This window comes from Blastococcus sp. URHD0036, from assembly GCF_000701365.1.
GTDB lineage: Bacteria > Actinomycetota > Actinomycetes > Mycobacteriales > Geodermatophilaceae > Trujillonella.
In genome coordinates, this window is record NZ_JNIK01000014.1 from 348822 (window position 1) to 362177 (window position 13356).

A 13356-nucleotide genomic window follows, 5' to 3' on the forward strand; every position below is an offset into this window, starting at 1 on the left:
TGAGCGGCGGCCCCCCGCCCCGGCCGGGCGGGGGGCCGTTCCGTCAGCTCCCGAGTGTGATGCGGGTGTTCTTGACCTGGGTGAACTCGTGCAGGCCCTCGATGCCGCCGAGCCGCCCGTAGCCGCTCTCCTTGTAGCCGCCGTAGGGACCGCTCGGCTGGATCTCGCTGAACGCGTTGATCCACACCGAGCCCGCCTCCAGTCGTCCCGACACCCGGTGCGCCCGCTCGAAGTCCGAGGTGTGCGCGTAGGCGACCAGGCCGAAGTCGGAGTCGTTGGCGATCGCCACGGCCTCGTCCTCGGTGTCGAAGGGCATCACCGAGACGACCGGACCGAAGGTCTCGATCTGCGCCAGGGGGCTGCTGTTGGGCACGTCGGCGAAGACGGTCGGCTCGATGTAGTAGCCCTCGGCGAGGTCGCCGCCGAGTCGCTTGCCGCCGGTCAGCAGCCGCCCGGTGCCGGAGCGCACGGCCTCGTCGATGGTCCCGGTGATCCGGTCGGCGGCCGCCGCGCTGACGACCGGCCCCATCATCATGGAGGGGTCGAACGGGTCGCCGATCGGCACGTGCGCGACGGCGGCCACGAGCCGCTCCTGGAACTCGGGGTAGATGCTGCGCTCGACCAGGATGCGGCTGCCGCACGCGCAGCTCTGACCGGACTGGGTGAGCGGCCCCATGAATGCGGCGATCATGACCGCGCGGTCCAGGTTCGCGTCGGCGAACACCACGTTGGCCGACTTGCCGCCGAGCTCGAACGACAGCGGCTTGAGGGTGTCGGCCGCGGCGACCGCGATCTTCTTCGCCGTCGCCCCGCTGCCGGTGAAGTGCAGCTTGCCGATGCCGCGGTGCCGGACGAGCGCGTCGCCGGCCTCGGGGCCGCCGGGGACGACGTTGACCAGGCCGGCGGGCAGCCCGACCTCGCGGCAGAGCTCACCGAAGCGCAGCGGGGCCAGCGGGGCGAGCTCCGGCGGCTTGATGACGACGGCGTTGCCGCCGGCAAGGGCCGGTGCGACGGCCATGGCGATGCCGACGAGCGGGCCGTTCCAGGGGACGATGACGCCGATCACGCCGTAGGGCTCGCGGGTGATCATGTTGACGTCGTGCGAGCCCATGACCGGGGCGGTCTGGCCGGTGACCTTGTCGATCCAGCCGGCGTAGTAGTCGAAGAACTTCGACAGCAGCCCGACCTGGCCCGGCGCCATCATGATCGGCACGGCGTAGTCGTGGACGTTGAGCCGGGCGAGGTTCTCGGTGTCGGCGTCGATGGCCCGCGCGAGGGCGATCATCAGCTCGCGCCGCCGTTCGACGGGCAGGGCCGCCCACTCCCGCTGCGCGGCCGCCGCGCTGCGCACGGCCCGGTCGATCTCCTCCGGGCCGGCCATCGGGATGACCGCGTTGACCTGGCCGGTGCCCGGGAAGACGTGGTCGAACGTGCCGCCGGAGGCCTCCGCGAGGCGGTCCTCGCCGATGAGCAGTGCAGGCTCGGTGTCGATCGTGGGTGTCGCTGTCATGGTTCCTCCGTCGGGTCGGCCTTGTGCACCCTGTCACAGTCGTCATCAGAGTAAGACACCTGTCTTGAGCGGGGAAGACCCGTAGCCGGCACCGGGCGCGATCCGCGGAACGCCGGCCTGGGAAGTCGGCCATGAGCGGCGATGGGTGCTGGGAACTCGTGACGATGCAAGCTCGCCACCCCGCCCCGCACGCCTCCGGTACCTGCACTGGCGCCTGGATCCGGCCCGCCGACGTCATCTGCACCAGGACCGCCATCCATCACCCCGAGACGCCGAGGTCCGGGCGGGTGCTCATCGCCGACGTCGAGACGACCCGGGTCGACCGGAGCTGCACCGCCGAGGCGCCCACATGCCCCCGACGGCCACCGACGTCCTCGGCACGTGGGCGTGTTCCGGCGGGGCTTGTGCCGGACTGTTGACCTCGACGTCGAATTCGGCCAGGCTCCGCCGGGCACCTGTGCTGCGGTTATTGCGACCGACATCACTTTCATGTTTGACTAAGACATCTGCCTTATCGAGGACGGTCGCGGGCGGACGCCCTCGTGACGCGCACCCACGATGCCCGAGCCCAGATGGACGACGAGCCCCGACACAGGCCGGTGACGGTCGATCGAGCGGGCTCTCGACGCCGCGGAGAGGACAGCCTGATGAGCATGGACAGTGCCCAGACCGAGGAGGCGGTGGAGCGACCCCCCATCGACTTCCGCCGTCCCGTCGCGGCCGACATGGTCGAGCACCCGCCCGGCTGTCCCTTCGACCCGGCGCCCGGGATGGTGGCGCGGCGCGGGCAAGGTGCCGTCCAGCCGTTCCAGCTGCTGACCGGGATGACCGCCTACCTGGTCACCGGGTTCGCGGAGAGCCGCTCGGTGCTCGCCGACCCGCGGTTCTCGGCGGACAAGTTCCGCAATCGCGAGGCCACCTCGTTCCGGCCGGAGGAGGTCGCGGCCATGGGCGCGGCGGCCGAGCGCGGCGGCTGCCCCGTCGTCTCCCCGGCGGACGCCGCGCCACGAGGCGACGGCTACTTCATCTTCATGGACCCGCCCGAGCACACCCGGCTGCGGCGGCTCCTCACCGGGCACTTCACCGTGCGCCGCATGCAGAAGCTCGAGTCGCGGTTGCGTGAGATCGCGGCCGAGCAGATCGAGGCGATGCGGGCGGCCGGCACCGAGGCCGAGCTGATCCGCGACTACGCGCTGCCGATCCCCTCGCTGATGATCAGCGAGCTGCTCGGGGTGGACCCCGACGACCGCGACCACTTCCAGGAGTTCACCTCGGTCGGCACGAACGTCGAGGCCACCGAGGAGGAGCGGATGGCCGCCAGTGCTGTGCAGCAGCGCTTCATGCGGAAGCTGGTGGCCGACAAGCGGGCGGACCCGGGCGAGGACATCATCTCCGACCTCGTGCGTGCCACCGACGCCGGACTGACCGACGCGCAGCTGGTCGACATCGCGATCGTCCTGCTCGGCGCCGGCCACGAGACGACGGCGAACCTGCTCGGTCTGGGCGCGCTCGCCCTGATGACGCACCCTGACCAGCTGGCGGCCCTGCGCGCCGACCGGGAGTTGTTCGACAACTGCGTCGAGGAGCTGCTGCGGTTCATGAGCATCGCGCAGCTGGGCGTCACCCGGATCGCCACCGAGGACGTCACCCTCGGCGGCGTGGAGATCCCGGCGGGCGCGACGGCGATCGTGGCCATGCCCGAGGCCAACCGGGACCCGCAGCACTTCACCGACCCCGACCGGTTCGACGTCACCCGCCCGCGCCCCTCCCACCTGGGCTTCGGCCACGGCGTGCACCAGTGCCTCGGGCAGCAGCTGGCCCGCATGGAGCTCAGCATCGGGCTGGAAGAGCTGTTCACCCGCCTGCCGGGCCTGCGGCTCACGGTGCCGCTGGAGGAGATCCAGATCAAGACGGAGATGCTGATCTTCGGCGTCCAGTCGTTGCCGGTCACCTGGGCATGACCCGGGCCGGAGCCTGCGTGCGAGGAGGCGACTCCGCGTGCGGATAGGGGTGGACGGCGACGCGTGCATCGGCGCCGGGCAGTGCGTGCTCGCAGCGCCGGACCTGTTCGACCAGGACGAGGACGACGGCCTGGTGCGGCTGCTCGAGCCGGCGCCGACCGGCGCGCAGGAGAGCGGTGCCCGCGCGGCCGCCGCCGCCTGCCCGGCGTCGGTGATCACACTCCGCGACTGAGCGCCGGACCCCCGTTCCACTCCGCACCACTCACCTTCTGAGGAGCACTCATGGGAAAGCTCGACGGCCAGGTCGCGTTCATCACCGGAGCGGCCCGGGGGCAGGGCCGCAGCCACGCCGTCCGCCTGGCGGAGGAGGGTGCGGACATCATCGCGGTGGACATCTGCAAGCAGATGAAGACCGTCGGCTACAAGATGTCGCGGCCGGAGGACCTCGAGGAGACCGTGCGTCTCGTCGAGGCACTGGACCGCAGGATCGTCGCCGTCGAGGCCGACGTGCGCGACGGTGACGCCCTGCAGCAGGCGTTCGACGACGGCTCCGCGCAGCTGGGCGCGGTCACCATCGTCGTGGCCAACGCCGGCGTGGGGCCGGGCGCCGTCGCTCCTCCCGCGGAGCAGTGGCAGGAGGTCGTCGACGTCAACCTCACCGGCGTCTGGAACACCGGTCGCGTCGCCATCCCGTCCATGATCGAGAACGGCCGGGGCGGGGCGATCGTGCTGACGAGCTCCACCGGAGCGGTGATCGGCTCTCCCACCAACTACCCCGGCATGCTCGCCTACACCGCCGCGAAGCACGGGGTCCTCGGCCTCATGCGCTCGTGGGCCAACTTCCTGGGCCCGCACAACATCCGGGTCAACAGCGTCGCGCCGACCACGGTGCGCACGCCGATGGCGAACAACGGGGACGTCTCCCTGATCGTCAAGCACGCCCCGGAGCTGGCGAACTCCCTCGCGAACGCGCTGCCGGTGGAGGCCGTCGAGCCACGGGACATCTCCAACGCCATCGCCTGGCTGGTGTCCGACGACGCGCGCTACGTGACCGGCTCGCTGATCCCCGTGGACGCCGGCAACATCAACTGGCGCTGAGATGACGGCCGCCGCCCGGTATGCGGGCGCCCGCGTCCAGCGGGTGGAGGACGCGCGGCTGCTGACGGGGCACGGGAGCTTCGTCGACGACGTCGTGCGTCCGGGGATGCTGCACGCGCACTTCGTCCGCAGCCCGCTGGCGAGGGGGCGGATCACCGGGATCGACGTGTCCGCGGCGCTCGCGCTGGACGGCGTGCACGCGGTGTTCACCGCCGAGGACCTCAACCCCGGCGTCCGCGAGCCGTGGTACTCCCTGGTGGGACCGAAGGTCCCGGACACCCCGCGTCCGGCACTCGCCGAGGGCGAGGTCCGGTTCGTCGGTGATCCGGTGGCTCTCGTCGTCGCGGTCGACCGCTACGTCGCCGAGGACGCGGCCGCGCTGGTCGTCGTCGACTACGAGCCGCTGGAGCCGGTCGTCGACTACAAGACGGCGACCGGGTCCGAGGAACTGGTGCACGCGGCCTACCCCGGCAACGTCGCGGGGACGATGAGCGGGCGCCCCGCCGAACAGCTCGCCGAGGTCTTCGCGTCGGCGGCGCACGTGGTCGAGGAGACGATCCACCAGCAGGCCTACCAGGCGGTGCCGATGGAGACCCGCGGGTTGATCGCGGAGTACTCCGCCCACGACGGCGGGATGACGATCTGGGCGTCGACGCAGGTACCGCACGAGGTGCGGCTGTTCTGCTCCCGGGCGCTGGGCCTGTCCGAGCACCGCGTCCGCGTGATCATGCGCGACACCGGGGGCGGGTTCGGGCAGAAGGCGCTGCCGCAGCGCGAGGACCTGTGCGTGATGCTGGCAGCGCTGAAGGTCCCGGCCGCGGTCAAGTGGATCGAGGACCGGCAGGAGAACCTGTCGTCGGCCGGGCAGGGCCGGCACGAGCACGGCACGGCGCGGCTGGCCTTCGACGCCGACGGCACGATCCTGGCCGCGGCGCTGGACCACGTGCAGGACGCCGGGGCCTATCCGGTGCCGTGGCCGGTGATGACGGCCGTGGTGGTGGGGATGCTGTTCCCGGGGCCGTACCGCGTCCCGGCGGCCACGTTCACCTGCACCTCGGTGTTCTCCAACACCAACGGGCGCACCGCGTACCGGGGGCCGTGGCAGTACGAGACGCTGGCCCGCGAGGTGCTGCTGGACGTCGCGGCGCGCGGGATGGGGATCGACGCCGTCGAGCTGCGACGGCGCAACCTGCTGCGCCACGACGAGCTGCCGGTGACCAACCCCAACGGGATGCCGTACAGCGACATCAGCCCGCTCGAGACGTTCGAGCACGCGCTGGAGATCCTGGACCACGAGTCCTTCCGCCGGGAGCAGGCGGCCGCCCGCGCGGCCGGGCGCTACATCGGTGTCGGGACCTCCAGCTACGTGGAACCGACCACCAGCGGCCGCGGGTTCCACGGCACGGAGGGCGCGACGATCCGGATCGAGCCCTCCGGCGTGGTGAACGTGTACGTGTCCGGCGGGTCCAGCGGCAACAGCCTGGAGACCACGGCCGTCCAGCTGACCGCGGACGCGCTCGGCGTGGACATCGGCCAGGTCAACACGATCCAGGGCGACACGGCGGTCACGCCGTTCGGCGGCGGCACCGGGGGGAGCCGGTCGGGCTCGATGATCGCCGGCGCGGTCGCGGAGACCGCGGCCGGGCTGCGCGAGCGGCTGCTGGCGATCGCCGCGCACCGGCTGGAGGCCGCGGTCGAGGACCTGGAACTGGCCGACGGCCGGGCCCAGGTCCGGGGTACCCCCGGCGCCGGGCTGTCGCTGGCCGAGATCGCCGACATCGCCTACTTCGACACGCGCAAGCTGCCCCCCGGGGTGCCGCCCGGCCTCGAGGCCAGCGGCCGGTACCAAGCCCAGAGCCCCACGATCTGGGCGAATGCCACCCACGTGTGCACGTGCGAGGTCGACGTCGTGACCGGCGCGGTGACGATCCTGCGCTACATCGTCAGCGAGGACTGCGGCCCGATGATCAACCCGAACGTCGTCGAGGGGCAGATCGCCGGCGGCACGGTCCAGGGGATCGGCGGCGCGCTGCTGGAGAACAGCGTCTACGACGAGGACGGCAACCCGATCACCAGCACCTTCGTGGACTACCTGCTGCCCACGAGCACCGAGGTGCCGGTCATCGAGTACGGCCACGTCGAGACCCCGGGCCCCGGACCGGGTGGGTACAAGGGCGTCGGAGAGGGCGGCGCCATCGGCGCACCGCCGGCGGTGGTGAACGCCGTGGCCGACGCGCTCGCGCCCTTCGGCGTCACCATCACCCGGCTGCCGATGACGCCGGCCTCCATCGTCGCCCTGCTGCAAGAGGCCGAGGCGAACCAGGGGGTGCGGGTGTGAAGCCGGCCGCGTTCGACTACCACCGGCCGGACAGCCTCGAGGAGGCGGTCACCCTCCTGGCCGAGCTGGGCGACGACGCCAAGGTCATCGCCGGCGGCCAGAGCCTGATGCCGATGCTCGCGATGCGCCTGGCCGCGGTCGACCATCTGGTCGACCTGCGCCGGGTGGGTGAGCTCCAGGGCGTCGTCGACCGCGGCGACGCGCTGTGGATCGGCGCAGGCACCACGCAGGCGGCGATCCAGCGCTCGGCGGACATCGATGCCGCGGTGCCGCTGCTGACGCGCTCCACCCCATTGATCGGGCACTTCCAGATCCGCAACCGCGGCACCCTCGGTGGCTCCGTCGCCCATGCGGACGCCGCCGGCGAGTACCCCGCGGTGGCCCTGACCCTGGACGCCGAGATCGAGGCGTCCTCCGTCCGCGGACGGCGGGCCATCCCCGCCGGTGACTTCTTCAGCGGCTGGTGGACCACCGCGCTGGAACCGGACGAGGTGCTGACCGGCGTCGCCTTCCCGCGCTGGCACGGACGCTCCGGGTTCGCGATCGAGGAGTTCGCCCGCCGCCACGGTGACTACGCCATCGCGGGGGCGACGGTGGCCGTCGAGCTCGACGACGACGACAGGGTGCGGCGCTGCTCCATCGGTCTGTTCGGGCTCGCCCCCCAGGTCGAGCGCGCGGCTGCCGCGGAAGCGGCCCTCGTCGGGACCGTCGCGGGAGACGTCCGCGCCGACGAGGTCGGGGAGACAGCCGTGTCCGGGTTGGACTCCGTGCCCTCGGACCTGCACGGTCCGGCGGAGTACCGCACGCGAGTGGGCGCGGCCATGGTGGCGCGCGCCTGGGAGAAGGCCCTCCAGGAGGCGCGCAATGGCTGATGTGGACGTCCGGATGACGGTCAACGGCGTCGCCCGGCGGAGCACCGTGCCTCCGCGGCTCACGCTCGCCGACCACCTGCGGAGCACCTGCGGGCTGACCGGCACCCACCTGGGCTGCGAGCACGGGGCCTGCGGGGCCTGCACGATCCTGGTCGACGGCGACGCGGTCCGGGCCTGCCTCATGTTCGCCGTCCAGGCCGACGACACCGAGATCACCACCATCGAGGGCATCGCCGACCGCGACGGGCGGCTGTCGGTGGTGCAGGAGGCCTTCCGGGAGCACCACGGACTGCAGTGCGGCTTCTGCACCCCCGGCTTCGTCGTCTCGGTGACGGCATTCCTGCGGGACAACCCCGATCCGTCCGACCAGGAGATCCGCGAGGCGCTGTCGGGCAACCTGTGCCGCTGCACCGGCTACCAGGGGATCTTCGCGGCGGTCCGGGCGGCGGCCGACGCGCTGCGAGCCACCGACGCGGACGCCGGTGCGGCCGCCCGGGACGGCAGCCACCCGTGACCGGCACGAGTCCCCGGAGGGGTGCGGTCCTGCTGGCGGCGGCCCTCGTCCTCGTCGGGTGCAGTTCGTCGGCCGATGACTCGGCCGACGCGACGGACGCGCCCGGCACGGGCGTGGTCGAGATGTCCGTTCCGGACATGACGTCGGCGCCATCGGCGTCTGCCACGGCCGATGTCGCGTCCGCGGAGGTGATCATGCTGAAGGTCCACGTCGACGACATCGACGAGGCCGGCGACTTCTACGGGACCGTCTTCGGGGCGACGCTCGCCATGGACCTCGGCGAGGGTCACCGGGTGATGACGATGCCCGGCGGGCCGGGCTTCATCCTGATCCAGGACCGGGCCGACGAACGGAACGACTGGAATGCGCAGTTCCTCATCCAGGTGTCCGACCTGGAGCGGACCGAGGCGTTGGCCCTCGAGAACGGTGCCGAGCACCAGCAGGCGTTCGAGGGGTCGCCCGGTGGCGAACAGGCCTTCTCGGTCGACCTCCTGGACCCCTGGGGCAACCAGATCGAGATCCTGCAGCGGGGCTGAGCCGGGCCGACCCGGACGACCCCGCGGGCAGGGCTACGACGCGAGCAGCCGGCGCAGCCACTGCAGCCGTGCGGCGCGGGCGTCCCGGGAGACCTGGGCGTCCGGCGCCATCTCCGTGAAGCCGTGGAACGCGCCCTGCCACACGTGCAGCTCGGCGACGCCGCCGGCCTGCCAGATCCGGCCGGCGTAGGTCACGTCCTCGTCGCGGAAGGTCTCCGCGGAGCCGACCTCGATGAACGCCGGAGGCAGCGCGGACAGGTCGGTCGCGCGGGCCGGGGCGGCATAGGGGGAGACGTCGGGACCACCGCAGGCGTCCCCGAGCAGCGCCGTCCAGCCGGTCTGGTTCGCGTCGCGGTCCCACAGCCCCACGCCGGCCATCTGCCGGGCGGAGGGCGTGTCGTTGCGGTCGTCCAGCATCGGGCACAGCAGCAGCTGGCCGAGCAGGGCCGGGCCCCCGCGGTCGCGGGCCATCAGCGCGAGCGCGGCCGCGAGACCACCCCCCGCGCTCTGCCCGGCGACGACGACCCGTGCCGGGTCCAGGCCCAGCTCCGCGGCGTGCTCGACGGTCCAGGACAGGCCGGCGTAGCAGTCCTCGACCGGTCCCGGGTGCGGGGTCTCCGGCGCCAGGCGGTACTCGACCGAGACGACGGCCGTCCCGAGCTCCTGCGCCCAGTCCAGGGCGTCGTCCACCCCCATGCCGTTGTTCCCGACGATCATGCCGCCGCCGTGCATGGTGTAGACGACGGGGACGGGCGCCGGCGCCGCCGTCGGCCGGCAGACGAGCAGCGAGATCTCCGGTGCGCCCGCCGGCCCCGGGACGGTCCGCTCCTCGACGGTGAAGGCCCCGCCGCGGCTCAGCTCGTCCGCGGTCGGCCGTGGGATCCCGACGGCGGTGCGCATCGCCGGGATCAGGTCGGCGGTGATGCGCACCGCCGTCAGCATCTCCGCCATCGGTGCGAGTACCGCGGCGCACTCGGGATCGAAGGGCGGCGGCGGGCCGACCGGCCCGGACGGTCGTGCGGTGGGCGAGGACGTCGACGTCACGGGGACCTCCGGGTCGGAGCGGTCTGCGGGATCGGGCGGCGCAGGACGTGGGTCCCGCCCGCGAGGGTCACGGGGGCGCCGTCCCCGAGGTCCACCCGGGCGGTGGTGCCCGGCGGCACGGTGACCTCGAGGGCGACCTCGTCGCCGTCGAGGCGCCAGCTGCTCGCCGCCCGGCCGTACGGGGTCTGGATGCCGGCGCGTGCCCAGGTGAGGCCGCCCCCGACCAGGGGCCGGACGTCGAGGACACCGAACCCCGGCTCGGCGGGGGCGATCCCGGCGACGTGCTCGGTGAGGAACCGCGCGACCGTGCCGAACGCGTAGTGGTTGTGGCTGTCCGTGGCCTCGCCGGTGGGGGTGTGGCCCTCCCAGGTCTCCCACACCGTGGTGGCCCCCCGTTCGACCTGGTACAGCCAGGAGGGACTGGTCGTCTGCAGGAGGAGCCGCCAGGCGACGTCGGGGCGGCCGCCGTCGACGAGCACGGGCAGCAGCATCGGCGTGGACAGGAAGCCGGTCCCGAGGTGGTCGCCGGCCTCCTCGACGAGGGACACGAGGCGGTCCACCGCGGCCGGCCGCTCCGCGGGCTCGAGCAGGTCGAAGGCCAGGGCGCGGACGTAGTCGTCCTGCCGGTCGGTGCCGATCCGGCCGTCGGCGGCGAGGAAGACCTCCCGCCACGCGCTGCGGACGGCATCCGCCAGCTCGCCGTAGCGCTCCGCGTCGGCGTCCTCCCCGAGGATGCCGGCGATCCTCGACAGCAGCCGCGCCGAGTGCTCCAGACAGGCCGTCGCGATGACCGGGCCGTGCCGGTGGGCGTCGGTCACGGACGCGATCGGGTCCTCGCCGGGCCGCAGCCACTCGCCGTAGTGGAAGCCGGTGTCCAGCACGAAGCGGTCGACGTCCGGCCGCCCGGTGACGGCTCCCCGCGCGAGGTCCTGCTCGTTCCGGGCCCGGCGGGCCAGCTGGTCGACCCACGCGGTCATCGAGGGGTACTGCCGCCGCAGGACCGTGCGGTCGCCGTAGTAGCGGTACAGGGTCCACGGGAGCAGGACGGTCACGTCGCCCCACCCGACCGAGGTGGCCATGCCCGCCCACATGTCCTCCAGGCCCCCGGAGAACCGCGACGCCTCGGCCGGGACGACGACCGGCACCCGGCCGTCGGGCAGCTGCTCGGCGGCGACGTTGCGCAGGTAGCGCCGCAGGTAGGCCTGGGCGTCGACGAACGTGGTGGCGGTGGGGCCGAAGACCTGGATGTCGCCGGTCCAGCCCGAGCGCTCCCGCGTGGGGCAGTCGGTGGCCGTGTCGACGAAGTTGGACCGCAGCGACCAGCCGACGTTCGCGCGCAGCCGGGTCAGGCGGGGGTCCGAGCAGTCGAACTCCCCGGTCCACGGCATGTCGGTGGACAGGACGACGCCCTCGACGTCGGCCGGGTCCAGCGGGTCCGGGAGGCCGTCGACGGCGACGTAGCGGAAGCCGTGGATCGTGAACCACGGGGACCACCAGGTGTCGGTGCCGTCGAGCACCACCTCGTCCCGCTGCGGCCGGGCCTCGACCATCTCGTTGGCGAGGTAGTCGAGGTCGAGCTCGCCGTCGGGCCGCAGCAGCTCGCTGTGCAGGAGTCCGACGGTCGTCCCGGCGGGCCCGCGGAGGCGGATGCGGACGACCCCGGCGACGTTCTGCCCGAGGTCCACGACCTGGGCGCCCGACGGCGCACGGCTCACCGAGACCGCCGGCAACCGGCCGACCTCGGTGACCCGCCCGACCTCCTCGGCGACCAGCCGGCGCTCCCCGGGCAGGACCTCGGCGGCGGCGAACCGCGCCGGCGCGACGGATGTGGTCGACCAGTCCGCGTCGGGGACGCGCAGGTCGACGCGCTCGCCGAGCTTCGGGTCGCTGGTCAGGATGCGCCCCGCACCCGCCAGCCAGGAGCCGTCCGATCCGACGGTGAGCGAGCTGCCGTCGGCGAGGTCGACCTCCAGCTGGACGAGTCCGGCCAGCCGGTCGCCGTACACCGCCGGCCGGTTCCCCACGCCGTTGCGCCCCCGGAAGCGACCCTCGGCGACGACCATGCCCAGCACGTTGCCGCCGGTCCGCAGCGCGTCCGTCACGTCGTACGTCTGGTACTCCACGTACTCGTCGAACGGGGTCCACCGGGGGACGAGGGCCGGCCCGGTCAGGTCGGTCCCGTTGACGAGGAAGCGGTACCAGCCGAGCGCGGAGACGTACGCCCGGGCCCGCACGACCGGCGCCGGGACCTGCACGTCGCCCCGCAGGTACAGCGATTGGACGTCGTCGGGTCCCGTCGGAGCCGGCCCGGTGACCCAGTGGGCCTGCCACTGCGCGTCGTCCAGCAGTCCGGTCTCGAACCGGCCCTCGCCCCACGGCCCCGGCTCGCCGGCGGGGTCGGTCCAGACCCGCACCCGCCACCGGTAGGAGCGGCCGGACGCCAGCGGCGACCCGGCGTACCGCACGCCGAACGGCTCGCCCGACTCGACCCGGCCGCTCTCCCAGGCCAGCTCGTCCTCGCCCTCGTCGCCCGGGGACACCTGCACGGCGTAGGCGACCTGTGCCTCGCTGCCCGGAGGCAGGCGCCAGGCGAACTCCGGACGGGCCGAGCCGATCCCGCGGGGATCCACCCGCGTGTCGGTCCGCAGGTCGACGGGGGCGGCCGGTGTCATGCCGTCCTCCGGTCGTGGGACCCGAGGTACCCGATCGACGCCTCGAGAGCGGCGAAGACGTCGCCGTCCACGGAGTCGAACTCCAGGACGTCGAACGCGACGGCCGGCGCCGCGGCGAGGATGCCGGCGAGGTCGAGCTCGCCGTCGCCGAGCGGCCGCAGGTCCAGCGCCTCCGGGTCGTAGGCGGTGCCGGCGGCGAAGGGATCGGGCCCGACGGCGCCGTCCTTCAGGTGCAGGGCGTGCACGCGGTCGCCCAGGCGGTGCAGCAGCGCGGGCACGTCCTCACCCGCCGTGGCGGCCCAGAAGACGTCGAGCTCGAGGACGACGCGGGGGTCGAGCAGCGCGACGAAGTGCTCGTAGGCGGTCCGGTCGCCGAACCGGCGGGAGAACTCGAACGTGTGGTTGTGGTGGCCGACCCGCATGCCCCGCTCGGCCGCGCGGTCGGCGGCCGCGTTGAGCCGGTCCGCCGTGCGTGCCACGTCGTCGGCCGTCTGCCACCGCTGCGCCGGGACGACGGGGTCGATCAGCACCTCGACGCCGATGTGGCGTGCGGCGTCGAGCGTGACCTCCAGCGGCGGCAGCGGCACCATCCGGCCCTCGTACTCGATCTCGTCGGACAGGAACGGGCCGTGCCCGGTCGGCGCGGTCATCCCGTGGCGGGCGAGGGCGGCGGGGAGCTCGAGGGTGCGGTCGTACACCGAGAACGGCTCGACGGTGTCGACGCCGAGAGCGGCGAGACGGGCGAGGGTGCCGTCGAGGTCGGCGAGTTCCTCGCGCACGCTGTAGAGCTGCACCGAGAGACGGGGCATGG

The 13356-nt window shown here is 73.2% G+C and carries 11 protein-coding genes; 7 read left to right on the forward strand and 4 right to left on the reverse strand.

Translation table 11 applies throughout. The features are described 5' to 3' along the window. Positions 1 to 43 precede the first annotated feature (43 nt). On the reverse strand, positions 44 to 1510 hold the full coding sequence (locus tag N555_RS0113790) for an aldehyde dehydrogenase family protein (protein ID WP_029432079.1): 1467 nt from the start codon (positions 1508 to 1510) through the stop codon (positions 44 to 46). Positions 1511 to 2157: 647 nt separating this feature from the next. Between N555_RS0113790 and N555_RS0113805 the strand changes: the two genes are divergently transcribed. From N555_RS0113805 to N555_RS27940, 7 genes are all read left to right on the forward strand, one after another. Then, on the forward strand, positions 2158 to 3471 hold the full coding sequence (locus tag N555_RS0113805; RefSeq protein ID WP_197029013.1) for a cytochrome P450: 1314 nt from the start codon (positions 2158 to 2160) through the stop codon (positions 3469 to 3471). A 37-nt stretch (positions 3472 to 3508) separates the two neighbouring features. Then, positions 3509 to 3703 carry a ferredoxin gene (locus N555_RS0113810; RefSeq protein ID WP_029432081.1) on the forward strand — a complete coding sequence of 65 codons (195 nt, stop codon included), beginning with the start codon at positions 3509 to 3511 and terminating at the stop codon, positions 3701 to 3703. A 50-nt stretch (positions 3704 to 3753) separates the two neighbouring features. Then, a complete protein-coding gene (locus N555_RS0113815; RefSeq protein ID WP_029432082.1) occupies positions 3754 to 4569 on the forward strand; it encodes a mycofactocin-coupled SDR family oxidoreductase in 816 nt (271 codons plus the stop codon). Between the two features lies 1 nt (position 4570). Beyond that, the gene (locus tag N555_RS0113820; protein WP_029432083.1) at positions 4571 to 6907 is read left to right on the forward strand and encodes a xanthine dehydrogenase family protein molybdopterin-binding subunit; all 2337 of its coding nucleotides are present in this window, start codon (positions 4571 to 4573) and stop codon (positions 6905 to 6907) included. Beyond that, positions 6904 to 7779, forward strand: coding sequence for an FAD binding domain-containing protein (locus N555_RS0113825; protein ID WP_029432084.1), 876 nt, complete (start codon positions 6904 to 6906; stop codon positions 7777 to 7779). Before N555_RS0113820 ends, N555_RS0113825 begins: the two co-directional genes overlap by 4 nt. Beyond that, the gene (locus tag N555_RS0113830) at positions 7772 to 8293 is read left to right on the forward strand and encodes a (2Fe-2S)-binding protein (protein ID WP_029432085.1); all 522 of its coding nucleotides are present in this window, start codon (positions 7772 to 7774) and stop codon (positions 8291 to 8293) included. Before N555_RS0113825 ends, N555_RS0113830 begins: the two co-directional genes overlap by 8 nt. A gap of 194 nt (positions 8294 to 8487) precedes the next feature. Further along, positions 8488 to 8829 (forward strand): VOC family protein, encoded by a 342-nt coding sequence (locus N555_RS27940; RefSeq protein ID WP_029432086.1) that lies wholly within the window; start codon positions 8488 to 8490, stop codon positions 8827 to 8829. 33 nt (positions 8830 to 8862) lie between these two features. Here N555_RS27940 and N555_RS0113840 read toward each other — a convergent pair whose 3' ends face one another. From N555_RS0113840 to N555_RS0113850, 3 genes are all read right to left on the reverse strand, one after another. Next, positions 8863 to 9780, reverse strand: a complete 918-nt coding sequence (locus N555_RS0113840; protein WP_081866224.1) for an alpha/beta hydrolase — start codon at positions 9778 to 9780, stop codon at positions 8863 to 8865. A gap of 89 nt (positions 9781 to 9869) precedes the next feature. After that, complete coding sequence (locus tag N555_RS0113845) at positions 9870 to 12545, reverse strand: alpha-L-rhamnosidase (protein WP_051684059.1); 2676 nt, start codon at positions 12543 to 12545, stop codon at positions 9870 to 9872. Next, on the reverse strand, positions 12542 to 13354 hold the full coding sequence (locus tag N555_RS0113850) for a sugar phosphate isomerase/epimerase family protein (protein ID WP_029432089.1): 813 nt from the start codon (positions 13352 to 13354) through the stop codon (positions 12542 to 12544). The genes N555_RS0113845 and N555_RS0113850 overlap by 4 nt, the downstream gene beginning before the upstream one ends. Between the last annotated feature and the right edge of the window lie 2 nt (positions 13355 to 13356).

Excerpts from the sequence above, each read along its gene's own strand:
- N555_RS0113790 (WP_029432079.1), bottom strand. The coding sequence starts at position 1,510 with ATGACAGCGACACCCACGATCGACACCGAGCCTGCACTGCTCATCGGC.
- N555_RS0113805 (WP_197029013.1), top strand. The coding sequence starts at position 2,158 with ATGAGCATGGACAGTGCCCAGACCGAGGAGGCGGTGGAGCGACCCCCC.
- N555_RS0113815 (WP_029432082.1), top strand. The coding sequence starts at position 3,754 with ATGGGAAAGCTCGACGGCCAGGTCGCGTTCATCACCGGAGCGGCCCGG.
- N555_RS0113820 (WP_029432083.1), top strand. The coding sequence starts at position 4,571 with ATGACGGCCGCCGCCCGGTATGCGGGCGCCCGCGTCCAGCGGGTGGAG.
- N555_RS0113830 (WP_029432085.1), top strand. The coding sequence starts at position 7,772 with ATGGCTGATGTGGACGTCCGGATGACGGTCAACGGCGTCGCCCGGCGG.
- N555_RS27940 (WP_029432086.1), top strand. The coding sequence starts at position 8,488 with ATGCTGAAGGTCCACGTCGACGACATCGACGAGGCCGGCGACTTCTAC.
- N555_RS0113840 (WP_081866224.1), bottom strand. The coding sequence starts at position 9,780 with ATGGCGGAGATGCTGACGGCGGTGCGCATCACCGCCGACCTGATCCCG.
- N555_RS0113845 (WP_051684059.1), bottom strand. The coding sequence starts at position 12,545 with ATGACACCGGCCGCCCCCGTCGACCTGCGGACCGACACGCGGGTGGAT.
- N555_RS0113850 (WP_029432089.1), bottom strand. The coding sequence starts at position 13,354 with ATGCCCCGTCTCTCGGTGCAGCTCTACAGCGTGCGCGAGGAACTCGCC.